Annotated in this window: 20 protein-coding genes; 13 read left to right on the forward strand and 7 right to left on the reverse strand. The window is 63.2% G+C overall.

Annotated elements, in window-relative coordinates; translation table 11 throughout:
- The first annotated feature begins 63 nt into the window (after positions 1 to 63).
- The gene (locus AC25Z0_RS04610) at positions 64 to 507 is read left to right on the forward strand and encodes an RDD family protein (protein WP_488132473.1); all 444 of its coding nucleotides are present in this window, start codon (positions 64 to 66) and stop codon (positions 505 to 507) included.
- 46 nt (positions 508 to 553) lie between these two features.
- Here the strand turns inward: AC25Z0_RS04610 and AC25Z0_RS04615 are convergent, their stop codons facing one another.
- The gene (locus AC25Z0_RS04615; RefSeq protein ID WP_488119028.1) at positions 554 to 1,264 is read right to left on the reverse strand and encodes a DUF4191 domain-containing protein; all 711 of its coding nucleotides are present in this window, start codon (positions 1,262 to 1,264) and stop codon (positions 554 to 556) included.
- Positions 1,265 to 1,408: 144 nt separating this feature from the next.
- On the opposite strand from AC25Z0_RS04615, the gene AC25Z0_RS04620 reads away from it, so the two are divergent.
- Entirely contained in the window at positions 1,409 to 2,941 is a 1,533-nt protein-coding gene (locus tag AC25Z0_RS04620; RefSeq protein ID WP_488133140.1) for a serine/threonine-protein kinase, read from the forward strand.
- A 16-nt stretch (positions 2,942 to 2,957) separates the two neighbouring features.
- Here AC25Z0_RS04620 and AC25Z0_RS04625 read toward each other — a convergent pair whose 3' ends face one another.
- From AC25Z0_RS04625 to AC25Z0_RS04635, 3 genes are all read right to left on the reverse strand, one after another.
- On the reverse strand, positions 2,958 to 4,385 hold the full coding sequence (locus AC25Z0_RS04625) for a 2-oxo acid dehydrogenase subunit E2 (RefSeq protein WP_488132474.1): 1,428 nt from the start codon (positions 4,383 to 4,385) through the stop codon (positions 2,958 to 2,960).
- Between the two features lie 76 nt (positions 4,386 to 4,461).
- Positions 4,462 to 5,835, reverse strand: a complete 1,374-nt coding sequence (gene lpdA / locus AC25Z0_RS04630; RefSeq protein ID WP_488119031.1) for a dihydrolipoyl dehydrogenase — start codon at positions 5,833 to 5,835, stop codon at positions 4,462 to 4,464.
- A 105-nt stretch (positions 5,836 to 5,940) separates the two neighbouring features.
- Positions 5,941 to 7,425 carry a leucyl aminopeptidase gene (locus AC25Z0_RS04635; RefSeq protein WP_488132475.1) on the reverse strand — a complete coding sequence of 495 codons (1,485 nt, stop codon included), beginning with the start codon at positions 7,423 to 7,425 and terminating at the stop codon, positions 5,941 to 5,943.
- A 95-nt stretch (positions 7,426 to 7,520) separates the two neighbouring features.
- Here AC25Z0_RS04635 and AC25Z0_RS04640 point away from each other — a divergent pair, with 95 nt between their 5' ends.
- The 5 genes from AC25Z0_RS04640 (at position 7,521) to AC25Z0_RS04660 (ending at position 13,403) form a co-directional block, all read left to right on the forward strand.
- Positions 7,521 to 8,444 carry a proteasome assembly chaperone family protein gene (locus tag AC25Z0_RS04640; protein WP_488132476.1) on the forward strand — a complete coding sequence of 308 codons (924 nt, stop codon included), beginning with the start codon at positions 7,521 to 7,523 and terminating at the stop codon, positions 8,442 to 8,444.
- A gap of 38 nt (positions 8,445 to 8,482) precedes the next feature.
- On the forward strand, positions 8,483 to 9,832 hold the full coding sequence (locus AC25Z0_RS04645) for an MFS transporter (protein WP_488132477.1): 1,350 nt from the start codon (positions 8,483 to 8,485) through the stop codon (positions 9,830 to 9,832).
- A gap of 241 nt (positions 9,833 to 10,073) precedes the next feature.
- The gene (locus tag AC25Z0_RS04650; RefSeq protein ID WP_488119035.1) at positions 10,074 to 11,378 is read left to right on the forward strand and encodes an RNA polymerase sigma factor; all 1,305 of its coding nucleotides are present in this window, start codon (positions 10,074 to 10,076) and stop codon (positions 11,376 to 11,378) included.
- Positions 11,379 to 11,388: 10 nt separating this feature from the next.
- On the forward strand, positions 11,389 to 12,678 hold the full coding sequence (locus AC25Z0_RS04655; RefSeq protein ID WP_488132478.1) for a MurT ligase domain-containing protein: 1,290 nt from the start codon (positions 11,389 to 11,391) through the stop codon (positions 12,676 to 12,678).
- Positions 12,675 to 13,403, forward strand: a complete 729-nt coding sequence (locus AC25Z0_RS04660) for a type 1 glutamine amidotransferase (protein ID WP_488132479.1) — start codon at positions 12,675 to 12,677, stop codon at positions 13,401 to 13,403. Before AC25Z0_RS04655 ends, AC25Z0_RS04660 begins: the two co-directional genes overlap by 4 nt.
- 77 nt (positions 13,404 to 13,480) lie before the next feature.
- Here AC25Z0_RS04660 and AC25Z0_RS04665 read toward each other — a convergent pair whose 3' ends face one another.
- On the reverse strand, positions 13,481 to 13,717 hold the full coding sequence (locus AC25Z0_RS04665; RefSeq protein ID WP_488119038.1) for a DUF7455 domain-containing protein: 237 nt from the start codon (positions 13,715 to 13,717) through the stop codon (positions 13,481 to 13,483).
- Between the two features lie 162 nt (positions 13,718 to 13,879).
- Here AC25Z0_RS04665 and AC25Z0_RS04670 point away from each other — a divergent pair, with 162 nt between their 5' ends.
- The gene (locus tag AC25Z0_RS04670) at positions 13,880 to 15,961 is read left to right on the forward strand and encodes a DNA gyrase/topoisomerase IV subunit B (RefSeq protein WP_488132480.1); all 2,082 of its coding nucleotides are present in this window, start codon (positions 13,880 to 13,882) and stop codon (positions 15,959 to 15,961) included.
- Between the two features lie 97 nt (positions 15,962 to 16,058).
- Here the strand turns inward: AC25Z0_RS04670 and AC25Z0_RS04675 are convergent, their stop codons facing one another.
- Positions 16,059 to 18,536, reverse strand: a complete 2,478-nt coding sequence (locus AC25Z0_RS04675; protein ID WP_488132481.1) for a DNA gyrase/topoisomerase IV subunit A — start codon at positions 18,534 to 18,536, stop codon at positions 16,059 to 16,061.
- A gap of 79 nt (positions 18,537 to 18,615) precedes the next feature.
- Here AC25Z0_RS04675 and AC25Z0_RS04680 point away from each other — a divergent pair, with 79 nt between their 5' ends.
- Positions 18,616 to 19,761, forward strand: coding sequence for an alkaline phosphatase family protein (locus AC25Z0_RS04680; RefSeq protein WP_488119041.1), 1,146 nt, complete (start codon positions 18,616 to 18,618; stop codon positions 19,759 to 19,761).
- A gap of 68 nt (positions 19,762 to 19,829) precedes the next feature.
- Here AC25Z0_RS04680 and AC25Z0_RS04685 read toward each other — a convergent pair whose 3' ends face one another.
- The gene (locus AC25Z0_RS04685; RefSeq protein WP_488119042.1) at positions 19,830 to 20,426 is read right to left on the reverse strand and encodes a DUF3043 domain-containing protein; all 597 of its coding nucleotides are present in this window, start codon (positions 20,424 to 20,426) and stop codon (positions 19,830 to 19,832) included.
- 38 nt (positions 20,427 to 20,464) lie between these two features.
- Here AC25Z0_RS04685 and AC25Z0_RS04690 point away from each other — a divergent pair, with 38 nt between their 5' ends.
- From AC25Z0_RS04690 to ctaD, 4 genes are all read left to right on the forward strand, one after another.
- Positions 20,465 to 21,883, forward strand: a complete 1,419-nt coding sequence (locus tag AC25Z0_RS04690) for a M20/M25/M40 family metallo-hydrolase (protein ID WP_488119043.1) — start codon at positions 20,465 to 20,467, stop codon at positions 21,881 to 21,883.
- Positions 21,884 to 21,985: 102 nt separating this feature from the next.
- Positions 21,986 to 22,357, forward strand: coding sequence for an iron-sulfur cluster insertion protein ErpA (gene erpA, locus AC25Z0_RS04695; protein ID WP_488119044.1), 372 nt, complete (start codon positions 21,986 to 21,988; stop codon positions 22,355 to 22,357).
- 202 nt (positions 22,358 to 22,559) lie between these two features.
- Positions 22,560 to 23,450: an aa3-type cytochrome oxidase subunit II gene (gene ctaC / locus AC25Z0_RS04700; RefSeq protein ID WP_488119045.1), complete on the forward strand. Its 891-nt coding sequence runs from the start codon at positions 22,560 to 22,562 to the stop codon at positions 23,448 to 23,450.
- A 3-nt stretch (positions 23,451 to 23,453) separates the two neighbouring features.
- Positions 23,454 to 25,190, forward strand: a complete 1,737-nt coding sequence (gene ctaD, locus AC25Z0_RS04705) for an aa3-type cytochrome oxidase subunit I (protein WP_488119046.1) — start codon at positions 23,454 to 23,456, stop codon at positions 25,188 to 25,190.
- The last annotated feature ends 1 nt before the right edge of the window (position 25,191 follow it).

Below are 25,191 nucleotides of genomic sequence, written 5' to 3' on the forward strand. Positions count from 1 at the left end.
TTCTCGACAGTGTCGCAAATGTTTCGAGCATGTTACGCGGAGCCTGATCGGTACACTTGATGGGTGCCTCAACCAGATTCCAACCCCACGTCATTCGGTCAACTCGCGCCCAGCAAATGGCCGGGGGAACGACTGGGTCTGCCGGAGACCGGCCCCACGTCCGTTGCTCGGGCTGGGCGCCGAATTGGCGCACTGGCCATTGACTGGGCCATCGCCATCGCCGTGGGCTACGGAGTCTTCGGGGCTAACTTCGCGAACTACAGCGGATTCGCGACGACCCTGATCTTCGTCGTCATGCAGATCGTGCTCATTCCGATCATGGGAGGCGGAGTCGGTCACCGCCTCCTCGGCATGCGACTGATAGCGCTGAACGGGGAGCGTGTAGGACTGTGGCGTCCGATCGTCCGAACCCTGCTGCTGGCTATTGTCATCCCGGCACTCGTATGGGATTCAGACCAGCGTGGTTTTCACGACAAGGTGGCTGGAACAGTTTTGATCCGTGCCTAAGCGGCACGGATCAAAAGTGAGGTAAAACTGTTCGCGCCTGGCGCGGCTATTTTCCGCGCTGCGGTCGAGCCTTCATCGGGTCGACACCCTTGGGGATCGGCATGGAGGTGCGCATCGAGTTGAGGCGGTTGTTCATCGCGAGTACCTCCGCCTTGGTCACAGACTTCTTGATCTTGGTCAGTCGGCTCGGGAGCTTGTGCAGCGGCACGGCGTCTGCATCGGGTCCAACGGAGATGACGGTGACGTTCACATTGCCGAGCACCTTGCTGATCTTGCGACGCTCGTCCTCGACCATGCGGGTCGTGCGGCTCTTGGGGCCTTCACTGATCAGCACGACGCCGCCGCGACCGACGGCGCGGTAAACGGCATCCTGGGTCTTGCCGTTGACGGCTACGGGCATTTCGCTGCCGACCCAGCCACGCTTGAGTGAGCTGCGCAGAACGGCGCCGACGGCACCTGGCTGCCCCTCGATCTGTGAGTATGCGGCCTTCTCTGCACGACGGCCGAGCAGGATCAGCATCGTGAGGATGCCGCCGAGCACGCCGGCGATGATCCACAGCGTCATGGTCAGCCAGTTGCCAGGCGAGAAGATGAGTGCGAGAGCCACGCCGATGACGACGGGAACCAAGAACCCGAGCACCAGGTACAAGACGATTTTCGAGTCGTATCGCCTCGTCATCTGGAACACCTGCCACATTTGCTTCAGGCGGCCGGGTTCTTTCGGGGTGCGGGGAGTTTTATCCTTGCTGCGAGCCATGTCTCTAAGACTATCGAGTCGCCGGATTACTTAGTGACAGTCTGGCCCGTCACGGCGACTCCTCCTCCCCGCATTCTGGGGGAGCAGATTCCACACTTCATCGTTTTTCCGGGGTGAACGGATGCTGTGAGCCACGCTCCCTGTATGAGCACCGTCTACCCAGCCACCTCTACCGCAGCGATGATCGCCGGCTATCGCATCCTGCGACGGCTGGGCGTCGGCTCACGGTCAACGGTGTACCTGGGGAGCGCTGTGAGCTCAGACGCAGGGTGCGTGGCCATCAAGGTGTTCGATGCCCACGCAGACGCCCTCTCCATCTCACGCGAGATTGGGGCGCATTCGGGCGCTCCCGCCGGTCACGTGCCAGCTCTGTTCGACGTGGCGACGCTGCCGGACGGCCGTGTGGTGCTCGTCGAGGAGCGCGTGTCGAGCGAATCGGTCGGTGCCATGCTGCTCGACTGCCGGAACATCTCGGCAGGCGAGGCCGTCACCCTCATCGCGCCACTCGTCGCTGCGCTGGCCGCGCTGCACGAGTCAGGCCTGGTGCACACGACTCTGAGCCTTGGCACCATGGCGTTGACCGCTGCCGGTCGCCCCGTCCTGATGGGCCTCGGCTCCCTGGCAGACCTTCCGCCCACACGAGGGCAGCCAGAACCTGAGCGCGACCGTGCGCACAGGTTCGATCTGCAGAGGGACGACTACACCAGGCTGACGAACGTGATGCGTGCGGTATTCACACATCTGGACAACGACGTGGAACTTCATCGCCGTTCTGAGCCGATTGCCGCCTGGTTCGAGATGGCGACTACGGCGATTCCGTTTCGTCCGTGTCTCGATGAACTTGAGCAGCGCCTGTTTGCGTGGTCGCAGGGAGCGCCGCTCGGCCTGGTGCACGCCTCGACGCCGCAGGTGCGGGACGATCCGGCCACCAGCGTGCGCGCAGGCGCGCGACGCGAGCGGTGGGGCGGGCTCGGCGGGGTGTTCGCTGACCTGCTCCCGGAGGTGGGTGGCAGTGATGGTGATGGTGACGGCAGCCGGCGTGGCTGGCTCGCCTTCGCGATGCCGGGATGGGCAGCGCGGCTGCGTGAACGGGTGCGAGCTGGGTTACGTGCACGGCGCCGTCCGCTCATTGTGGCCGGCGCGCTGTCGGTGGCCGCCACGATCCTGCTGCTCACGCTTCTACCGACCGAGAGTAAGACGGCAGGGGAGCCGCGCGCAGTGGTGCCGACGCCGGCCACGACACTGGGCGTGCCAATAGATGCCCATTCAAATGCCGATCCGCGTGCGAATGTCGATACCGATACCGATACCGATACCGATACCGATACCGATACAGACGCGATCCTGGCCGATGAGCCGGCCGCGGCCGCTGCGGCTCTCGTGCGTCGTCGCGCGCACTGCATTCAGGAAGCGTCGCTGGAGTGCCTGGCCGGCGTGGACCAAGCCGGCTCTGCGCTCTGGGAGTCAGACAGCTATGGCATTCGTCATGGGCAGCAGGGCGGCAGCTCCGACGAGGCAGCGCTGCTCGCAGACAGTGCCATGACTCTGATGGAGCGAACGGGAAATGCCGCGATCATCGCGCTTTCTCCACCCACTGGCGCTCCAGAACGGAAACCGGCCTCGCTCCTGGTAATCAGGGGCGAGGCCGGTTGGCGACTACGTGAGCTGTTCGACTAACGAACCGCTGTCTGGGCTAGAGGCCGAGGTTGCCCTCGAACGCGCCAGCTTCGAGGCGACGCTTCATCGTGGTGAGGAAGCCGGCGGCGTCCGCTCCGTCGATGATGCGGTGGTCGTACGACAGCGCGAGGTACACGCTCGAACGGATGGCGATCGAGTCGAGTCCGTCGTTGGTGACAACGACCGGCTTCTTGTACACGATGCCGGTGCCGAGGATCGCGCTCTGCGGCAGGAACACCACGGGGGTGTCGAAGAGGGCGCCACGTGACCCGGTGTTGGTCAGCGTGAACGTTCCGCCTGACAGCTCGTCTGGCTTCAGCTTGTTGTCGCGCGTGCGCTCTGCCAGATCTGCGATCTGTGCGGCAAAGCCGGCGATGTCGAGCTCAGCAGCGTTGCGCACGACCGGCGTGAGCAGGCCACGGTCGGTCTCGACAGCAATGCTGATGTTTTCGTGCGGCGGGTAAACGATGTTGCTGTCTGCGTCGATGGTGGCGTTGATGATCGGGTACGCCTGGAGCGCCTCGGCAGCGGCCACCGCGAAGAACGGCAGGAAGGAGAGCTTGTTGCCGGTCTTCGCTACGAAGTCGGCCTTCACCTTGTCGCGCAGCATCGCTACGCGGGTCACGTCAACCTCGACGACAGTGGTCAGCTGTGCTGACGTCTGCATGGAGATGACGGCACGCTCCGCGACAACCTTGCGGAGGCGCGTCATCGGCACAGTCGTTCCACGCAACGGCGAGACGGTGACGGCGGGTGCCGCAGCAGCGCCGGTCGCAGGCTTCGCCGAGACGACGTCTTCCTTGCGGATGCGTCCACCAACACCGGTGCCGGTGATCGTCGACAGGTCAACGCCGGCCTCGTTCGCAAGCTTGCGGACGATAGGCGTGACGTATCCGGAGGTCCCAGCGTGCGAACCGCGAGCGGGTGCAGCTTCAGCAACTGGTGCGGCCGCGGCAACCGGAGCAGCCGGAGCGGCAACCGGAGCAGCAGGAGCAGCGACCGGAGCGGCAGGAGCAGCAACCGGTGCAGCAACCGGAGCGGGAGCAGCAGCGACCGGCGCGGCAACAGGAGCTGCCGGTGCGGCAGGCTCTGCGGCAACCGGAGCTGCCGGTGCGACAGGCTCTGCGGCAACAGGAGCTGCAGGAGCCGGCTCTGCCGCCGCTGCTACGGGCTCAGCGGGAGCTGCCGGTGCGGCTGCGGGTGTCGATCCGTCGCCAATCTTGACAAGAACCGTACCCACCTCGACCGTCTCGTCTTCCTGGACGAGGATTTCCTCGATAACACCGGCTACTGGCGACGGAATCTCCGTGTCGACCTTGTCGGTCGATACTTCGAGTAGGGGCTCGTCGACCTCGACGCGGTCTCCCACGTTCTTGAGCCAGCGGGTAACCGTTCCCTCTGTGACACTCTCACCGAGTGCCGGGAGGCTGACGGATTCGCTCATGCGCTTGTCTCCTTCAAAACCATATTCAAAACCATTTGTATTCGTAGCTTACTGAGAGTGTGAGTAGCGGCCGGGGCTACATCGCGTGCAGTGGCTTGCCAGCCAGTGCGAGGAAGGCTTCACCGAGCGCTTCGTTCTGCGTCGGGTGGGCGTGGATGAACGGTGCGATGTCTTCGGGGTATGCGTCCCAGTTCACGACGAGCTGGCCTTCACCGATGAGTTCGCCGACGCGTGCGCCGATCATGTGCACACCGACGATGGGGCCGTCGTTGACGCGGACGACCTTGATCGAACCTGTCGTGCCGATGATCGCACTCTTGCCGTTGCCGCCGAGGCTGTATTCGTAGCTGGAAACCTGGTCGGCGCCGAACTTCTCGCCTGCCTTGGCCTCGGTGTATCCGACGGACGCAACCTCTGGGTCGCAGTAGGTGACCTTGGGAATGTTCACGTCTTCAACGACGATCGGGTTGAGGCCGGCGATTTCCTCTGCAACGAAGATGCCCTGCTGGAAACCGCGGTGCGCGAGCTGGAGGCCAGGCACGATGTCGCCAACGGCGTAGACGCCGGGGATGTTCGTGGCGAGGCGCTCGTCGGTGATGACGAATCCGCGGTCGACGGTGACGCCGACCTCTTCGAAGCCGAGACCTGCCGTCGCCGGTCCGCGACCGACGGCAACCAGGAGAAGTTCAGCTTCGATCGTCTTGCCGTCTTCGAGGGTGACGACGACGCCGCTCTCGTTCTGGACAACGCTCTGGAAGCGCACGCCGAGTGAGTACTCGATGCCACGCTTGCGGAACGCGCGCTCGAGCTGCTTGGAGATCGACTCTTCCTCGTTCGGAACGAGGTGGGGGAGTGCCTCGATGATGGTGACGTCGGCGCCGAATGACTTCCACACGCTGGCGAACTCGACGCCAATGACGCCGCCACCGAGGACGGCGACCTTCTTGGGCACGAAGTTCAGTTCGAGAGCCTGCTCGCTCGTGATCACGCGGCCACCGAGCTCAAGGCCAGGCAGTGAACGGGAGTACGAACCGGTGGCCAGGATGACGTTCTTGCCCACGATGGTGTCGGTGCCGACCTGAACGGTCGTGGGGGAGATAAGACGGCCTTCGCCCTCGATCACCGTGATGCCACGTGCCTTGATCAGGCCCTGGAGTCCCTTGAACTTGCTCGCGACGATTCCTTCGCGGTACGCGGTGACAGCCTGGATGTCGATGCCCTGGAAAGTCGCGGCCACGCCGTACTTCTCTGACTCGCGGGTGACATCAGCGACCTCGGCCGAGTGGAGAAGTGCTTTGGTGGGAATGCAGCCGCGGTGCAGGCACGTTCCGCCCAATTTGCCCTTCTCGATCAGACCAACAGTGAAGCCAAGCTGGACTGCGCGCAATGCTGCTGCGTATCCACCGCTTCCTCCACCGAGAACGACAATGTCAAAATTCTGCTCGGACACCCAGACTCCTTCGCGCGTTACGAACTCCGCCACGTACTGCCCGACACCACGATTTGGTCTCGGGCAGGCGTTAATCGGCAAGCATCTCTTGCCCATATGACCTTACTACGGGCGGCAAAAGTCCTCGGCCAGTTTGATGAGGGTGCGAAGGGATACGGCAGTCGGGCCTGCCGCGGTGAATCCCCAGCCGCGGCCCTCGTTCTGGGCTGATCCGGCGATGTCGAGGTGCGCCCAGGGGATTGTCGGTGAACCTTCTCCGTCGTCAGTCGTTCCGATGAACTCCTGCAGGAACACGCCGGCCAGCAGCATCCCTGCGGCCTTGTTGCCGATCTTGGCATTGGCGATGTCGGCCACGTCCGACTTGAGGACGGGCCGGAGCTCTGCCGGGAGCGGCATCGGCCATGCCGATTCGCCAGCCGCTGCGCTGGCAGACAGGACGCGTGCCACCAGTTCGTCGTCGCCCATCGCGGCGAAGTACCGCGTGCCGAGTGCGACGGTGGCCGCACCGGTCAGCGTAGCGACGTCGATGATGGCGTCGGGGTGCTCTTCGCTGGCAGCAACGAGTCCGTCGGCGAGCACCAGGCGGCCCTCAGCGTCGGTGTTGAGAACCTCGACTGTCTTGCCACCCCTGATGCGGAGTACGTCTTCTGGGCGAGTGGCCGTTCCAGACGGCATGTTCTCTGCCATGCACAACCAAGCGGTGACGCGCAGCGGGAGCTGCAGGCGGACGGCAGCCAATGTGGCGGCCAGGGCGGTCGCAGCGCCTGCCATGTCGTATTTCATGCCGACCATTGATGCGGCGGGCTTCAGGGAGAGTCCGCCGGTGTCGAAGGTGATTCCCTTGCCAACGATGGCAATGTGGCGTGTCGCTCCTGCGGGGGAGTATTCCACCTTGACCAGTCGCGGCGGGCGGGACGAACCCTTGCCGACGCCGAGGATTCCACCGAAGCCGTCGGCTTCCAGCTGGTTCTCGTCCCAGACGGTCAGCGTGACGGGGAGGCCTTCGGCCGCCTGTGCAGCGAGATCCGCGAAGGACGCGGGATAAAGGTCGGCTGGCGGCGTGTTGACGAGGTCCTTGACCAGGGCTGTCGCGTCGGCCACGACGCGTGCACGCTCAAGCGCGTCGGGAGCATCGACATCCGTGTGGACGGTGATGGCCCCGGCCGGGAGCTTCAGTGCTGCCGGGTTTGAGCGGTACGCGGTGAAGCTGTAACCGCCGAGTGCCGCGCCCTCGAGCACGGCCGAAAGATCTGCTGCAGTGCCAAGTGGCAGCGCAAATGAGAGTGAATCGATGCCGACGAGCTGGCGGACTGCCGTGCCTGCGGCGTTTCGCAGTGCGAGTTCTGACGCGTCGCTGCCCAGCCCGACGATGGCGATGCTACGGCTGGCGCCGACACTGGCGGGAATGCGTGTCACCTGGTCGGCAGCGCCGGTCACGCCCAGCGCGGTGAGTTCGTCTGCGATGCGCCCATACGCTGCATCCGCGAACAGCGTTGCGCCCCCTGGAGAGGCGATGGCGCCAATGACGACGACATCGGACGTGGACTCGAGTGCGGGCTGGTTGGACACGGAAAGCTGCGGAACTGTCATACCTCAATGGTAGGGGCGTGCGCTGTTCGCTCTCGGCATCAAGGCATGCTGGCGAATCCGTGAGCCGCGCGAACGGGGCAGCTTAGAGTTAATGCATGCGCGATCCGGGTGAACTATACGAACTGACGGCTGATGCGGCCGTGGTCCCTGAGGGCCTGAATCTGGTCGCAGGCCTCACTGGATTTGCGGATGCCGGCGGTGCCGTTTCGCAATTCACGGAGTACATCGTCGGAACGCTGGAACACACTGTGGTCGCCACGTTCGACGCGGATGCGTTGTTGGACTACCGCGCCCGTCGTCCCATCATTTACTTCAACCAGGACCACCTGACCGATTACCAGCCGGCCACACTCCAGCTGTACCTGACGACGGATGAGATCGGTCAGCAATTCCTGTTGCTCGCCGGCTTCGAGCCGGACTTCCGCTGGGAACAGTTCACCGCAGCCGTTCTGGAGCTCATTGAGTACTTCAAGGTCGCGTCCACTACCTGGGTTCATGCCATCCCGATGCCCGTGCCGCACACGCGACCGATCGGTGTGACGGTGAGTGGCAGCCGGTCAGATCTCATCGAGACCATGTCGGTGTGGCGTCCGCACACCCAGGTACCGGCCAATGCCCTGCATCTCGTCGAATACCGACTGCAGCAGTCAGGGGCATCCGCTGTCGGGTTTGTGCTGCTGATTCCGCACTACCTGGCTGACACTGAATACCCGTCTGCTGCGCTCTCTGCGCTGGAGAGTACGAGCGCGGCCACCGGTCTCATCTTCCCGACCGACCGGCTGCGGGAGCAGAATCGTGAGTTCGTCGCCCGCATTGACGACCAGGTGAACGAGAACGGGGAGCTCTCCAAGCTCGTCGGAACGCTGGAACAGCGTTACGACTCCTATATGGAAGGCAGCACGCTTCGTTCGCCGCTCACGGACGAAGACGGTGAGCTGCCAAGTGCTGACGAAATCGCCGCGGAGTTGGAGAAGTTCCTCAGCATCCGCCGCACCAGGGATGACGGCTTAGGCGGCTAGGTCCCCGGGCAGCGCTGACCCAGGGGTAACGTAGGGGAGTGAATTCTCGTCGGTCCTGGTTGATTTTCGTCGTTGGATCGTTCGCCTATGTCAGCGCGATCCTGCAGCGGACGTCGCTCGGTGTTGCCGGCGTTGACGCGGCTGAACGTTTTGGCGGTTCAGCGGCCGTGCTGTCCAGCCTCGCCGTCGTGCAGCTGATCGTGTATGCGTCGACTCAGATTCCTGTCGGCATCCTGATCGATCGCTACGGTCCTCGGGTGCTGATGCTCGCGGGCACCGCGCTGATGATCGTCGGCCAGTTCACGCTGGCATTCTCCCCAACCATCACGGTTGCCGTCGTCGGCCGTATCCTGGTCGGCGCCGGAGACGCAACGATCTTCATTTCGGTGATCCGTCTCGTCTCCTCGTGGTTCACGCCGCGCGTTGTCCCGCAGGTGTCGCAGTGGATGGGCAATTTCGGCCAGCTTGGGCAGGTGCTCTCGGCTGTGCCCCTCGCCTGGGTCCTGCACATGTGGGGATGGACGTCTGCGTTCATCTCGGCCGGATCTGTCGCAGTCATCGCACTGATCGTGATCGTGATCTTCATCAGAGACCGGCCGGCTGACGCCGTCGAGATGGGCGCGCCGGCCACCTGGCGGGCGGCGCTGGTGCAGTTGCGTCACAGTCTCGCGCGACCCGGCACGCAACTTGGGTTCTGGTCGCACTTCGTGACGCAATCGTCGAGCACGGTCTTCAGCCTGCTGTGGGGGTTCCCGTTCATGGTCTACGGCCTCGGCTATTCGCCCAGCCTGGCGGCCAGCCTGCTCACCATCCTCGTGGGCGCTGGACTCGTCATAGGTCCCATTCTCGGCATCCTGACTGGCCGTTTCCCGCTTCGGCGCAGCTCCATCGTGCTCGGAATAGTCACGGCGATAGGCATCATGTGGACAATCGTGCTGTTGTGGCCAGGACCGCAGCCCGTGTGGCTCATCGTGCTGCTCCTGATTGTCATTGGCACCGGCGGCCCAGGCTCGTTGATCGGCTTCGATTTCGCCCGCTCATTCAACCCGCAGCGGAGCCTCGGGTCTGCGAACGGAGTCGTGAATGTCGGTGGGTTCTCCGCCAGCTTCGTGATGATGTTCCTCATCGGTCTGCTGCTTGACGTACAGGACGGCTGGCGGGTGAGCGGGGGAGAGGCGAGCGACCTGTATTCGGCGGACTCGTTCCGGGTCGCTTTTGCGGTGCAGTACCTCGTCATTGGAACCGGGGTTGTCTTCCTGCTGCGCGCGAGGCGGCGCACGAGGGCACAGATGTCAGCGGATGAGGGAATAGAAGTAGCCCCGCTGTGGGTTGCACTATCTCAAGCATGGAAGCGACGCACGCGGAAGGGCGACGGGACGCACCCGTAGAACGCAGGCAGACTCTTTTGGCCTATGGCTCGACGTATATCCAAACCATGCAATAATTGTCAATAGGACCCGTTCGGGTTCTGGGAGTACCAATCGAAATGTTGGTGCAGATGTCATCCGCGCGATGCCCCAGGACTTGACATGGGTCTTAGTACTGCCCAATTTCTCGTAGCAACGGTTTCACACTGCGAAAAAAGCGGGGCGCTGTACGCGCAAAACTTGACGCATGAGAGGTGTTCGAATGGCAACCCCAGTAAAGACCGAGGTGACCGAAGAGACCACCGCGAGCGAGGCCAAGGCGGCAAAGGCCGCTAAGGCTGCTGCCACGCGGGCCGCAAATGCCGCGAAGAAGGCTGCTGCAGCTGCAGCTGACCCAGCAGCTGAGAAGGCCGCGCCGCGCAAGCGCGCTGCCACGAAGGCTGCGAAGTCCGGAAACGGACCTGACGATGAGGTTGACCACGGCGATGAAGGTGCCGTTGTCATCGATGTCGACAAGGCTGACGACGACGAGTCAGACGAAGAGGGCGTCAAGCGCACCGCTCCTGCTGAGCCGCTTCCCGCCGGCGCTCTCGTGCTGTCACTTGTTGACGACGACGACGAAGTGCCCGTTTACTCCAGCGCAATCACCGGCGCGACCGCTGACCCGGTCAAGGACTACCTGAAGCAGATCGGAAAGGTCGCGCTTCTGAACGCGGCCGAAGAGGTCGAGCTTGCCATGCGCATCGAGGCTGGCCTGTTCGCTGAGGACAAGCTCGCCCACATGACGGACGCAGAGAAGCGTACGGCCAACGGTCGTGAACTGCAGTGGGTGGCCAAGGATGGCGCTCGCGCCAAGAGCCACCTGCTCGGAGCGAACCTCCGCCTTGTTGTTTCACTGGCCAAGCGATACACCGGCCGCGGCATGCAGTTCCTCGACCTGATCCAGGAGGGAAACCTGGGCCTCATTCGTGCAGTTGAGAAGTTCGACTACACCAAGGGCTTCAAGTTCTCCACCTACGCCACCTGGTGGATCCGCCAGGCCATCACCCGCGCCATGGCCGACCAGGCCCGCACCATCCGTATCCCTGTTCACATGGTTGAGGTCATCAACAAGCTCGCCCGTGTGCAGCGCCAGATGTTGCAGGACCTCGGTCGCGAACCGACGCCAGAAGAGCTGAGCCGCGAGCTCGACATGACGCCTGAGAAGGTCGTCGAGGTCCAGAAGTATGGTCGCGAGCCCATTTCGCTGCACACCCCGCTTGGTGAAGACGGCGACAGCGAGTTCGGCGACCTGATCGAAGACACCGAGGCAGTCGTTCCTGCAGATGCAGTGGGCTTCACCATGCTGCAGAAGCAGCTGGAAAGCCTGCTCGATTCTTTGTCTGAGCGCGAAGCCGGCGTCATCCGGATGCGCTTCGGCCTCGGAGACGGTATGCCGAAGACACTGGACCAGATCGGCGATACCTTTGGCGTCACGCGTGAGCGGATCCGCCAGATCGAGTCCAAGACGATGGCCAAGCTGCGTCACCCGTCGCGCTCACAGTCGCTGCGCGACTACCTCGAGTAAAGGTCACTGAGTGCGGTATGCGCCGGCGATCCTCATTGGCAGGGTCGTTCGGATTCTCGCGAGATGGCGCAAGCCAGGGGGCGGCTCTGCCGTCCCCGGCCTTGTCGTCAATAAGATTGCCCCTGGCTTCCTGACGACCACGCTCAACAGCTTTCCGCTTGGCCTGGTCATCGTAACGGGATCGAGCGGAAAGTCGACCACCACCAAAATGCTGGTCGCGATCCTGCGCGCTCACCAGCTGTCCGTTTTCACCAATCCGTCGACGGCGAACATTAGCCAGGGCCTCACGTCTGCGCTGCTCGAGCAGGTCAGCCTGTCCGGTCGTATCGACGGCGAAATCGCTGTGCTTGAAATGGATGAGGGGCACGGCGCTCTCATCGCCGGTGGCCTCACCCCGCGCGTCGTGGCCCTCACGAATGTGATGGTCGACCAGATCGACAGGTTCCACGACTCAGAGATGGTCTCAGCCATGCTGCGCACCATCGCGGCGCGTGCGACCGAATCAGTCGTGATCAACGCCGACGACCAGTACCTCGTCTCGTTGGCTGAATCCCTCGGCGATGGCGTTCACGTTGAGCGGTATGGCGTCAGCGCCACTGTTCTGGCGCAGAATCCCCGCGGGCTCGGCTACACGCAGACCGCAGACGAACGGTTGGCTGCAGGCGAGGGAACAATCGTCACGCAGGTGTCTGGCCGTGAGGCCCAGATTGCCATGTCATCCGGACAGGGCTACACCGTCGGCTTGCCAGCCCGCGGAACGCACTATGCCGTGGATGCCGCGACTGCGCTGGCCACTGCCCGCGCAATTCTCGGGGAGCGGTTCATTCCTGAGCGCGCCGTCGCTGCCGTTTCAACGATTCCCCCTGTGTTCGGCCGTGGCGAGATCGTCACGGTGCGCGGCAAGCAGGTCGAGTTCGTTCTCGTGCAGAACCCGGCAAGCTTCCAACTGAACGTCGACAGCCTCGAACCCGGGACTGAGCAGATCCTGGTCGCTGTCGGCTCCGATGTGCGCGACCCGTCCTATTTCTGGCCGGTGGACACCTCCAACCTCGGCCGTGTGCTGCTCGTATCAGGGTCGAAGGCCCATGACATTGCGCTGCAGCTCGCATACGACAATGTCGAAATCGATCGGATTGAAACCGATCTCGGACGCGCACTCGATGACTTCATCGCTCTTCCGGACCCCGGTCATGGGCTGAAGACAATCGTCTTCTCTGCTGATTCCATGCGCCGCACGCGGGCGCACCTCGGCCTCGCCAGCAATGATCCCGACCCGGCCGTTGAGGTAGAAGTACTATGACCGAACTCACCATCGTCTCGATCCTTCCAGAGCTGCTCAACACCAACGGAGACGCAGAGAACGCCAGAGTCCTGGCCAGGCGCGCAGAATGGGCAGGCCACACTGTCACGATCGTGCCGGTCGCCTCTCTGGCCGATCTGCCGGCATCGGTTGACCTCGTCGTTATCGGTTCTGGCACTGACTCTGACCTGGAACGCGTTCGCGATCTCCTCAGGCCGTTTGTCGGCCATATGCGTGAGTGGTGCGCCGCCCACGTTCCGATCCTTGCCATCGGCACGGGGTGGGAACTCCTCAGCGGTGGCATCCAGCTGGATGGCACGGTCATCGATGGCCTCGGCCTGGTTGCCGGACGAGCGGTCCCCGCGCCGGCGAGGATCACCGACGACATCGTGGTCAAGACCAAGTACGGCCGCCTGAGCGGCTTTGAGAATCACGCACGCGCTTATGTCGGCGCCGAAGCATCACCGCTCGGCCGAGTGATCAGCGGTACCGGAAACGGCAACGGAGCTGGGCAAGAGGGCCTCGTGATGGGTGACCTGTTCTGTACCCACCTGCACGGCCCTGTGCTCGCTCGCAACCCCGGGTTGGCCGACCACTTGCTCCGGATCGCGCTGGCCAGGCACGGCGCGGACTACGCCCCGTCTGCACAGAGTGACCACGCAGACGAGATCGCGCTGGCTGCCCGCAATCAGATTGCGTCCAGACTCGGTCTCGACGCCGAGTAACACCGGCAGCACAAACGAGAAGAGCCCCCAGACTGTGGTCTGGGGGCTCTTCGCACCTTGATGCGTCGTACGTTCTGTTACGAACGCTGGTCTTCGAACAACCGACTCGACTCGTCATGCCAGCTCTGCGCAACGGCGGCCAGCTTCTCCTGGTGCTTGCGACCGTGGTGGGCGCAGAACAGCAGTTCACTGTTGTTCACGACAACACGGATGTACGCCTGAGCTCCACACGCGTCGCAGCGGTCGGCTGCGGTGAGCTGGTGGGGGGCGTCGAGTTCCTCGACGGCACCGTTTTCGGTGGCGATCTGGGACATGTGCTCCTCCTCCAGACTGGGACCAATAAAACCTGATACTCAATGTAAACACGCCTGAGGCGACTTTGAAGGCCACTTGCGAAGTATTTCGCTCACCGCGTAGCGGTGGGCGTCGGGTGTCGGTCAGGCGACTGTCGCCTTCGGTCACTAGTCTTAACAGTTGTGAGTTCTGACTATTCCGCCCGCCACCTTTCCGTCCTTGAAGGATTGGAGGCTGTGCGGAAACGCCCCGGCATGTATATCGGTTCGACCGACTCTCGGGGACTCATGCACTGCCTGTGGGAGATCATCGACAACTCAGTCGACGAGGCGCTCGGCGGGCATGGCAACTTCATTGGCGTGATCCTGCACCCCGACCAGAGCGTTGAGGTCAGGGACGCAGCGCGCGGCATCCCCGTCGACATTGAGCCGAAGACCGGCCTGTCAGGCGTCGAAGTCGTCTTTACCAAGCTGCACGCCGGCGGCAAGTTCGGCGGTGGGTCATACGCCGCATCCGGCGGGCTCCACGGTGTTGGCGCATCCGTCGTCAATGCACTCTCCGAACGGCTCGACGTCGAGGTCGACCGCGACGGCAAGACCTGGGCGATGTCGTTCCACCGCGGCGAGCCCGGAATCTTCGCTGACGAGGGTGACGAGAAGAGCCCTGACGCACCGTTCACGCCCTTCGAGAAGAAGAGCGAACTGCGCGTGATCGGCAAGGTCAAAAAGGGTGTCACCGGAACCCGCATCCGCTACTGGGCAGACCGCCAGATCTTCACCAAGGGTGCGACGTTCCAGACTGACGAATTGCTGGGCAGGGCACGGCAGACTGCGTTCCTCGTGCCAGGCCTGACCCTCGAAGTCAGCGACCAGCGTTCTGCTGAGCACATCGAAGAGTCATTCTCGTTCGAGGGTGGTATCTCAGAGTTCGTGGAGCACCTGGCGACGGATGCCCCCATCACCGACACCTGGCGGCTCACCGGCAACGGCACATTCACCGAGACAGTGCCGGTACTGACCGACAAGGGCGCCATGGTTCCCACCGAACTGCAGCGTGACTGTGCGGTCGACATCGCGCTCCGCTGGGGGACCGGCTACGACACCGTGATCCGCAGCTTCGTCAACATCATTGCCACTCCAAAGGGCGGCACACACCAGGCCGGATTCGAAGCCGGCCTGCTGAAGTTCATGCGGTCGCAGGTTGAGCAGAACGCGCGGCGACTCAAGGTCGGCAACGACAAGCTCGAGAAGGATGACATCCTCGCCGGGCTCACGGTTGTGCTCACGGTGCGCCTGCCCGAGCCGCAGTTCGAGGGCCAGACCAAGGAGATCCTCGGCACGCCTGCGGTGCGCGCGATTGTGGCATCCGTTGTGGCCAAGAGCCTCGCAGAGCGATTCGCATCCTCGAAGCGTGACGACAAGGCCCAGACCGCTCTTGTTCTCGACAAGGTCGTCGCTGAGATGAAGTCGCGCATCTCGGCCAGGGCTCACAAGGAGACCCAGCGTCGGAAGAATGCGCTGGAGAGCTCGTCGCTCCCGGCCAAGCTCGTCGACTGCCGCAGCAACGATGTTCTCACGAGTGAACTGTTCATCGTCGAGGGTGACTCGGCGCTCGGCACCGCGAAACTCGCCAGGGACAGCGAGCACCAGGCACTGTTGCCGATTCGCGGCAAGATCCTGAACGTGCAGAAGGCCTCAGTGTCCGACATGCTCTCCAACGCGGAGTGCGCGTCGATCATCCAGGTGATCGGAGCTGGGTCAGGCCGCAGCTTCGACCTGTCCGCCGCCCGATACGGCAAGGTGATCATCATGAGTGACGCCGACGTCGACGGCGCCCACATCCGCACGCTGCTCCTCACCCTGTTCTTCCGCTACATGCGTCCGATGATCGAGGGCGGCCGCGTGTTCGCCGCCGTGCCGCCGCTGCACCGGGTGGTCGTCATGAACCCGGGCACCAAGCCGAACGAGACCATCTACACGTACTCAGAGGCCGAGCTGCAGGGCGTTCTGGCCGGTCTTAAGCGCACCGGGAAGAAGTACCAGGACCCCATCCAGCGGTACAAGGGACTCGGCGAGATGGATGCCGACCAGCTCGCAACGACCACGATGGACCGTGCCCACCGCACGCTGCGCCGCGTGCAGGTGGCCGACGCAGAGCAGGCGGGGAAGATCTTCGAACTGCTCATGGGCAACGATGTCGCCCCGCGCAAGGAGTTCATCATCGACAGCTCTGACAAGCTCAGCCGTGATCGCATCGATGTGTAGCTGCAGCGTGTAGCAGCAGCGTGTAGCAGCAGCGGTGTTGGTACGCAGAAGGGGGCGGTGCGCAGGCACCGCCCCTTCGTGCGATTCATCGTGCAGGTCAGCTGATGCTGGCGCCGATGGCTCCGACGACAGTGTCGAGAAGTGTGCCAGACGCATCCCGCCGTGAACCGGATTCCGGCAGAGCACGTGGCGTGCCATCAGGACCGACAGCACGTGCGGGCGCTGGGCCGACCCAGGCAATGGCAAGTGCGTCCTCGCCCTTCAGGAAGCGCTGTGAGCGCACGCCACCGGTTGCGCGTCCCTTGACCGGGTACTCGGAGAAGTCAGACACCTTGGCGCTGCCGGGATCTGTGCCCGTTAACGTTTGGCTGCCGACGGCGATCGTGGCGACCACTGCCGTCTCTGCTGCCTCCGGGGAGACCGCCCCGAAGAAGATCACGGTGGAGTCGGTGGCCAGTTTGATGCCGGCCATGCCTCCCGCAGTTCGGCCCTGTGGACGCACCGAGTTCGCGGGGAACCGCAGCAGCTGTGAATCGGAGGCCACGAAGACCAGCTCGTCGTCGTCATCGCCCTGCACGGCGCCGATGACTTCGTCCTTGGGCTTCAGCGCGATGATCTCAAAGTCAGGCTTGTTGGCCCAGTCCTTCGCCGTGACCCGCTTCACGACTCCCTGCTTCGTGCCGAGTGCAATCGACGTGTCGGCGTCGAGGGATACCAGGGCGAGCACCTTCTCGCTGCGGTTGGCCAGTGCCAGGTAGTCGTTGACGCGCACGCCCGCCGCCAGCTGGATCGACGATGTCGGCATGACAGGCAGGTCGACGGGCGAGAAGCGGATGAGGCGACCGAGGTTGGTCACTGCGCCGATTTCGGTCCGGCTGGTGGTGTCGAGCACAGAGCGGATGGCGTCGTGCTTGCTGCGGCGCTGTACGGGCACAGCACGCGACTCAGCGGCATCTGTGTCCGCGTCCTGCACATCGACCCTGGCAATGCGTCCTGTGGCGCTGAGGTAGACGCGTGTGGCGTTGTCCTGCACCTCGAGGATCGCCGCCTGGCGCTTCGCAGCCGCGCCGGCGATGCTGGGCCTGGCCTCGGTGAGAACCGTGCGGCGCGGAGTGCCGAAGCGCTCAGCGACCTCGGCGAGTTCGTCGGAGACGAGGGTGCGAATGGCCTGCTTGCTCGCGAGCAGCAGTTCAAGCGCTGCAATTTCCGCGAGCAATTTGTCACGCTCGGCTTCCAGCTCGATGCGCGAGAACTTCGTGAGTCGTCGCAACCTGAGTTCGAGAATGTATTCGGCCTGGATCTGGCTCAGCTCGAAGACGTCGATCAGTCGCGTGCGTGCCTGCTCGCTGTCATCGCTGGCCCTGATCACCTGGATGACCTCATCGATGTCAAGGATGGCAACGAGGAGCCCCTCGACGAGGTGGAGTCGTTCCTTGCGGCGGGCAAGACGATACGCGCTTCGTCTCGTGACAACCTCGATGCGGTGGTTCACGTAAACGAGCAGCAGCTCGCGGAGGCCGAGCGTCTGGGGGCCGCCGTTGACGAGCGCCACGGCGTTGATGTTGAACGAGTCCTCGAGTGGGGTCACCCGGTACAGCTGCTCGAGCACAGCTTCAGGGCTGAAGCCGGTCTTGATGCCGATGACCAGGCGCAGGCCCTTGGTGCGGTCCGTGAGATCTGTCACGTCCGAGATGCCGGAGAGCTTCTTGGAGTTGACGCCGTCCTTGATCTTCTCGATGACCTTCTCAGGCCCGACAAGGTATGGCAGCTCCGTGACGACGAGGCCGGTCTTCCTGGCCGTGATCGCCTCGACGGACACGCGGGCCCTGGTCTTGAAGCTGCCGCGCCCTGTCGCGTATGCGTCCTTGATGCCGGCGAGGCCAACGATGGTGCCGCCCGTGGGCAGGTCGGGGCCAGGCACGTACTCCATCAGCTCATCGAGGGTGGCGTCCGGGTGGGCGAGCAGGTGCCTGGCAGCGCCGACGACCTCGATGAGGTTGTGGGGTGCCATGTTGGTGGCCATGCCAACGGCGATACCGCTCGCCCCGTTGACGAGCAGGTTCGGATACGCGGCGGGCAGCACGTCGGGCTGGGTCAGCTGGTTGTCGTAGTTGGGTACGAAGTCGACGACGTCCTCGTCGAGGTTTTCCGTCATCGACAGCGCGGATGCCGCCAGGCGCGCCTCTGTGTAGCGAGGGGCAGCGGGGCCATCGTCGAGTGAGCCGAAGTTGCCGTGTCCGTCGATGAGGGGCACGCGCAGCGTGAACGCCTGGGCCATGCGCACCATGGCGTCGTAGATGGCTGTATCGCCGTGCGGGTGCAGCTTTCCCATCACCTCGCCGACAACGCGAGCTGACTTGACGTGCCCGCGATCGGGGCGGAGGCCCATCTCGCTCATCTGGTAGAGAATGCGTCGCTGTACCGGCTTGAGCCCATCCCTGGCGTCGGGAAGCGCGCGCGAGTAGATCACGGAGTACGCGTACTCCAGGAACGACCCCTGCATCTCTGTCGATACGTCGACATCTTCGATGCGCTCGGTAAAGGATGCGTCTGCTGTGCTGTCTGAGCGGCTCATTCGTGAATTCTGCTTAGGACGTGCGTCTGGGCACGAGTGGTTCATGGCGGGTGTGAGGGACTGTGAAAGACTTACCCCGATGTCCCTTATGCTACCGGCCCGCCAATTCAGCACGATTCGCCTTGCCGATGTTCTCCCAAGTTGCCTGCACGCCCTCCAGGGCACACCGAACGTGCTTGGCCTCCCGCCAGCGGCCAAAGCCGTGGTCGTCTTGGTCGACGGTCTCGGCGCCAGCGCCATCAAGAGCCGTGCGGGCCATGCCAGGTTCCTGGCCAGCAGGCTGGGCAAGCGCAGCGTGATCGATGGGGTGTTCCCCGCGACAACGGCGGCCGGCATCGCCACGTTGACAACAGGTGTTGCGCCAGGCCAGCACGGCCTGGTCGGCTACCGCGTGCGCGACGAGGCCCATGACCGAGTCGTGAACCAGCTGACCGGCTGGGACGCCGACATGGATCCGGCGACCTGGCAGCGCGTGCGCACCGTATTCGAGCAGGCAGCGGATGTTGGTATCCCCAGTTTCACCGTCGGCCCAGCACGCTACGACGCGTCGGGCTTCACCCAGGCGGTATTGCGTGGCGCGACGTACGTGTCAGCTGAGCGGATAGCGGATCGCTTCGCGGCCGCGAAGCGCATCCTTGATGAGGAACCGCGTGCGCTGGTCTACCTGTATGTGGCTGAACTCGACATCGCCGCCCACGCGAATGGCTGGGAATCGGCCAAGTGGTTGACAGAGCTTGAAGTGCTGGATTCAGAGCTTGCACGGTTCGCGGCGACGCTCCGCGCCGACGAAGGACTGATCGTCACGGCTGACCACGGAATCATTGACGTGCCGGCAGAGCGCCACATCCTGTTCGACACCGTGCCAGAGCTCGTGGAGGGCGTCAGGCACATCGGGGGAGACCCACGGTGCCTCCACCTGTACCTCGACGCGAACACAGACGTCACCGCGGACTCGCTGGCTGAGGCCTGGCGCGCTCTCGAAGGTGAACGTGCCTGGGTCATGACGCGCGACGAGGCGATCGCAGCCGGCTACTTCGGCGAGGTCGATGCAGAGGTCGCGCCCCGAATCGGAGATGTCATCGTCGCGGCGCGAAAGCTGGTCGCGTACTACGACTCCCGCGAGCCGAACCAGTCAGCCAGGAAGATGGTCGGCCAGCACGGTTCACTGACCGAAGACGAAACCAGAATTCCCCTGGTCAGGGCGGGCGCATTCCACCTGGCCTGATCTGAGCGCCATCCGCTGAAACGCGAAAGGCCCCGGCAATGCCGGGGCCTTTCGTCGTCTGTTCAGGTCTAGCTGGGGTACTGCCCGCGCTTGACCTGGGGCTTCGGAAGCCGCATGACGCGCAGCTGCAGGGCGCGCATCGCCGCATACCAGCGCACACGCTCAGCCTTGTCGGCGCCGAACTTGGCCGCGACCTTGCGCTTCAACGTGAAGCCGAGGATCACGCAGTCGACAACGGCAATCAGGAAGAAAGCCCAGAGCGCCAGGATCCCGTATGTCTGCACAGCGGGGTTGGGGAAGAAGGTGAGGATGATCACGAGGAACATCACCGGGATCATGAACTCGCCGACGTTGAAGCGCGCGTCGACGTAGTCGCGCACGAACCGCTTCTGCGGGCCGCGCTCACGCTGCGGGAGGTACTTGTCGTCGCCGGCTGCCATGCCGAGGCGCGCACGCTCGCGGGCGTCGGCAGACTGCACGCGCGCCTGCTTCGCAGCCAGCTTGCGATCGTCTGGCACCAGGGGACGCTTCCGCGCGGCCTCCTGCTGCTTGCGAGTGGGGGTCGGGGCGCCCTTGCCGGTCGTTGTCGCTGCGAGCCGCGCTGCGGTCTCCTCAGCGGTTTCGATCGATGGTTCCGCGTCGGGGGTCAGAGGTTGCTTTGCCACATCATGTCCTTGAATTTAGTTGCCTTAAGATTACCTGCATGACGGATAGCCAACACACATCTCCAGCAAACGCGAAAGTTGAGGCCGACGTTCGCCTCGCAGTCGAGCAGGGACTGCCCAGTACCATCGCCGATTTGAGCGCACTTGTGCGTATTCCGTCGGTGGCGTGGGCCGCGTTCGATCCCAGCCATGTCGCCGCAAGCGCGGATGCCGTCGCGGCACTCGCGCGTGACCTCGGTGTTTTCGACAGCGTTGAGGTCAAGCAGGCCGGTATCCCTGGGACGGATGAGCTGGGCCAGCCGGCAGTGCTCGCGACGCGGGCCGCCAGAAACGGAAAGCCGACGATCCTGCTCTACGCCCACCACGATGTGCAGCCTCCTGGGCGAGATGAGGAATGGGAATCCAACCCGTTCGAGCCCACCGTGCGCGGCGACCGCCTCTACGGCCGTGGCGCCGCTGACGACAAGGCCGGCGTGATGGCGCACATCGCCTCCATCCGCGCGCTCGTCGAGGCTGTCGGACCCGACTTCGACCTCGGCCTTGCCCTCTTCATCGAGGGTGAGGAGGAGTTCGGCAGCCGCTCGTTCGCCACATTCCTCGAACAGAACGAAGATGCCCTGCGCGCAGACGCGATCGTGGTTGCTGACTCCAACAACTGGGATATCGACACTCCCGCGCTCACCATCGGCCTGCGCGGCAATGTGACGTTCCGCCTGACTGTCCGCACGCTGTCTCACGCATCGCACTCCGGAATGTTCGGGGGAGCGGTACCGGATGCCATGCTCGCGACGATCAAGCTGCTCGCGACCCTGTATGCGGATGACGGATCGGTGGCCGTCGCCGGTCTCACCAGTCACCCGCAGGACACTCCCGAGTACTCGGCCGAACAGCTCAGACTCGAAACCGGCCTGTTGGATGGGGTGTCGCCGATCGGCAACGGATCGATTCTCAGCCGCATCTGGGCACAGCCGGCGATCACCGTGACCGGTATCGACGCGCCCAGCGTCGCAAACGCCTCCAATACGCTCTCACCCTCCATCAGCGTGCGACTCAGCGCCAGGATCGCCCCTGGGCAGCCGGCAGCTGAGGCATACGCGGCACTCGAGGCGCACCTCCGTGCCAACGCCCCCTTCGGCGCCCACCTCGAGATCGATGACGTCGACACAGGGGAGGCCTTCCTCGTTGACACCAGCGGCTGGGCCGTGGCAGAGACGCGCACGGCGATGCGGGATGCCTGGGGCGTCGAACCTGTCGATATCGGCGTCGGCGGATCCATTCCGTTCATCGCAGACCTTGCACGCGTCTTTCCAGAGGCCCAGATCCTGGTCACCGGCGTAGAAGATCCTGATTCACGGGCGCACAGCCCCAACGAATCGCTGCACCTCGGCGTGTTCAAGCGCGCCGTGCTGAGCGAAGCGCTGTTGCTGGCCAGGCTCAATGAACGCTCAGCCGGTTAGGTCACCCGGCATGGCCAACTGGGAATGTTCACTGCTCGTTCCCGGTTGGCCGCTATAGAATCCTCAATAGATTTCGCGCTGTACAACGTCTCAAGGAGCACCATGACTGACACCATCACCGAAAGCACTGCACCTGCAGAGACCGCCGCTCACCGTGTCGGCATCAGCGATGCGGCCGCAGCCAAGGTGCGCAGCCTGCTTGCGCAGGAAGGCCGCGAAGACCTGCGCTTGCGTGTTGCCGTCCAGCCCGGCGGATGCTCTGGCTTGATTTACCAGCTGTACTTCGACGAGCGAACGCTCGACGGCGACGCTGTTGTCGACTTCGATGGCGTTGAGGTGATCGTCGACAAGATGAGCGTTCCTTACCTTGACGGCGCGTCGATTGACTTCGAAGACACCATCGAAAAGCAGGGTTTCACGATTGACAACCCGAATGCCGGCGGAAGCTGTGCCTGTGGAGATTCCTTCCACTAGTCGATAAAGCTGTTTCAGGGCTGGGAGATCATCGAATCGATGGTCTCCCAGCCCTATTTTCGGCAAAAAAATCCAGCAATTCCTTGATTTTTACGGTGACGCGGCACCGGGAGTGCACATGTGACGGCCGCTCTCGGAGTAGGCTGGGAAACGATCAATTCACTTCCTGAGAAGTGACCACGAGTCTCCCGAAAGGTCACCGGTGCGCAATTACCGCCGTCTTCGATGGGCTGCAATTCCAATCGCAGCGTCGTTAACCATTGCTCTCGCGGGGTGTACACAAGCCCAGCTCAACGGGTTCCTCCCCGGATTCGAGGAGGGGCAGCCTGCGGTTACAAACCACACAGAGCGCGTCTCCGGCTTGTGGACCACCTCCTGGATCGTGCTCCTCATTGTGGGTGTCATCACCTGGGGCCTCACACTGTGGGCCGTCGTCGTCTACCGACGCCGCAAGGGCCAGACCGGCCTGCCGGTACAGCTGCGATACAACATGCCGATCGAGATCTTCTACACGATCGTGCCGCTCATCCTCGTGCTCGGATTCTTCGCCTTCACGGCCAGGGACCAGCAGGCCATCGAGGCTCGCTTCGATCAGCCAGAAGTCAAGATCCAGGTTTTGGGCAAGCAGTGGGCGTGGGACTTCAACTACGTCAATGAAGATGTCTACTCGGCCGGTATCCAGGCCCAGGACGACCCTGACGCCGCTCCTGGTTCGATCATCGAATCCGAGCTCCCCACGCTGGTTCTGCCCGTCGGCAAGAAGATCGAGATCGCTCTTCAGTCCCGCGACGTCATTCACTCCTTCTGGGTCATCGACTTCCTCTACAAGAAGGACATGATTCCCGGCAAGGTCAACTACATGTCTGTTATCCCGGAACGAATCGGCACCTACGACGGAAAGTGCGCCGAGCTGTGTGGCGAATACCACTCCCTCATGCTGTTCAAGGTGAAGGTCGTGTCAGAGGCTGATTATCTGGCATACACCGACGGGCTCCGCGCAGCGGGCAACGAGGGTCAGCTCGGTACCGAGTACGACCGCAACCAAAATCTTCCGGGCACCAGCGCTCCGGTGGCGCAGGAGGAGGGTAACTAACCCATGAGCACGACACTTACAACGCCGGCGTCGGTGCGCACCGCGCCCCCCGTCATCAGCCCAGGTGCTGAGAAAAAGGGCAACATCCTGGTTCGGTGGATCACATCCACCGACCACAAGGTCATCGGGTACATGTACCTGATCACGTCCTTCATCTACTTCTGCATCGGTGGCGTGATGGCCCTGGTCATCCGCGCCCAGCTCTTCGAACCGGGCCTTCAGGTCGTCGCGACGAAAGAGCAGTACAACCAGCTCTTCACCATGCACGGCACAATCATGCTGCTCATGTTCGCAACCCCGCTGTTCTTCGGATTCGCGAATGCCCTGATGCCGCTCCAGATCGGTGCACCAGACGTTGCCTTCCCGCGTCTGAACGCTTTCTCCTTCTGGTTGTTCTTCTTCGGTAGCTTGATCGCCGTCGCCGGATTCCTCACCCCGCAGGGTGCAGCATCCTTCGGGTGGTTCGCCTATCAACCGCTTGCCAGCACGACGTTCTCACCCGGCGTTGGCGGGAACTTGTGGATGGTGGGGCTAGGCCTGTCGGGCTTCGGTACCATCCTCGGTGGTGTGAACTTCATCACGACCATCATCACGATGCGTGCCCCTGGTATGACGATGTTCCGCATGCCGATCTTCACGTGGAACGCGCTTGTCACCTCGCTGCTGATCCTGATGGCGTTCCCGGTTCTGGCTGCTGCCCTCCTGGCTGCCGCTGGCGACCGCATCTTCGACATGCACATCTACGACCCGGCAAACGGTGGCGCCATCCTATGGCAGCACTTGTTCTGGTTCTTCGGTCACCCAGAGGTTTACATCATCGCCCTGCCGTTCTTCGGCATCGTCTCTGAAGTGTTCCCGGTATTCAGTCGCAAGCCGATCTTCGGTTACAAGACACTCATCTACGCAACCATCGCCATCGCCGCACTGTCGGTGACCGTGTGGGCTCACCACATGTACGTGACGGGTTCCGTGCTCTTGCCGTTCTTCTCCCTGATGACAATGCTCATCGCAGTGCCAACGGGTGTGAAGATCTTCAACTGGATCGGCACGATGTGGCGAGGGTCGCTGACCTTCGAAACACCCATGCTCTGGGCCATCGGCTTCCTCATCACCTTCACGTTCGGTGGTCTGACCGGTGTCATCCTGGCTTCACCGCCGCTCGACTTCCACGTGTCTGACACGTACTTCGTTGTTGCGCACTTCCACTACGTCGTCTTCGGAACTGTTGTATTCGCCATGTTCAGTGGCTTCTACTTCTGGTGGCCGAAGTGGACGGGCAAGATGCTCAACGAGCGCCTCGGCAAGTGGCACTTCTGGCTTCTCTTCATCGGCTTCCACACCACGTTCCTCGTGCAGCACTGGCTCGGAGTCGTCGGCATGCCGCGTCGATACGCCACGTACTCGCCCGATGACGGATTCACCTGGATGAACCAGCTGTCGACTGTCGGCTCGATGATCCTCGCGGTCTCGATGATCCCGTTCCTGCTGAACGTGTACATCACGGCTCGCAAGGCTCCGAAGGTCACCGTCAACGACCCGTGGGGTTACGGCGGATCACTCGAGTGGGCGACCTCCTGCCCGCCGCCGCGCCACAACTTCACGTCCATCCCGCGCATTCGTTCAGAACGGCCCGCGTTTGACCTCAATCACCCCGAGGTCGAAATCCCCGTTGGCATCGGCCCGGCGAAGGACGCACCCGACGCTCCTACGTACGACGCGGCTTCCGAGAAGGTCAAGTAAA

The sequence above is a fragment of the Leifsonia sp. Y862 genome, from assembly GCF_057669585.1.

What these genes read in the sequence shown, in the direction of transcription:
- AC25Z0_RS04665 (WP_488119038.1), bottom strand. Translation starts at nt 13,717, where the DNA reads ATGTCCCAGATCGCCACCGAAAACGGTGCCGTCGAGGAACTCGACGCC.
- AC25Z0_RS04690 (WP_488119043.1), top strand. Translation starts at nt 20,465, where the DNA reads ATGACGGATAGCCAACACACATCTCCAGCAAACGCGAAAGTTGAGGCC.
- AC25Z0_RS04620 (WP_488133140.1), top strand. Translation starts at nt 1,409, where the DNA reads ATGAGCACCGTCTACCCAGCCACCTCTACCGCAGCGATGATCGCCGGC.
- AC25Z0_RS04640 (WP_488132476.1), top strand. Translation starts at nt 7,521, where the DNA reads ATGCGCGATCCGGGTGAACTATACGAACTGACGGCTGATGCGGCCGTG.
- ctaD (WP_488119046.1), top strand. Translation starts at nt 23,454, where the DNA reads ATGAGCACGACACTTACAACGCCGGCGTCGGTGCGCACCGCGCCCCCC.
- AC25Z0_RS04675 (WP_488132481.1), bottom strand. Translation starts at nt 18,536, where the DNA reads ATGAGCCGCTCAGACAGCACAGCAGACGCATCCTTTACCGAGCGCATC.
- AC25Z0_RS04615 (WP_488119028.1), bottom strand. Translation starts at nt 1,264, where the DNA reads ATGGCTCGCAGCAAGGATAAAACTCCCCGCACCCCGAAAGAACCCGGC.
- AC25Z0_RS04650 (WP_488119035.1), top strand. Translation starts at nt 10,074, where the DNA reads ATGGCAACCCCAGTAAAGACCGAGGTGACCGAAGAGACCACCGCGAGC.
- AC25Z0_RS04635 (WP_488132475.1), bottom strand. Translation starts at nt 7,425, where the DNA reads ATGACAGTTCCGCAGCTTTCCGTGTCCAACCAGCCCGCACTCGAGTCC.
- AC25Z0_RS04680 (WP_488119041.1), top strand. Translation starts at nt 18,616, where the DNA reads ATGTCCCTTATGCTACCGGCCCGCCAATTCAGCACGATTCGCCTTGCC.
- AC25Z0_RS04625 (WP_488132474.1), bottom strand. Translation starts at nt 4,385, where the DNA reads ATGAGCGAATCCGTCAGCCTCCCGGCACTCGGTGAGAGTGTCACAGAG.
- erpA (WP_488119044.1), top strand. Translation starts at nt 21,986, where the DNA reads ATGACTGACACCATCACCGAAAGCACTGCACCTGCAGAGACCGCCGCT.
- AC25Z0_RS04660 (WP_488132479.1), top strand. Translation starts at nt 12,675, where the DNA reads ATGACCGAACTCACCATCGTCTCGATCCTTCCAGAGCTGCTCAACACC.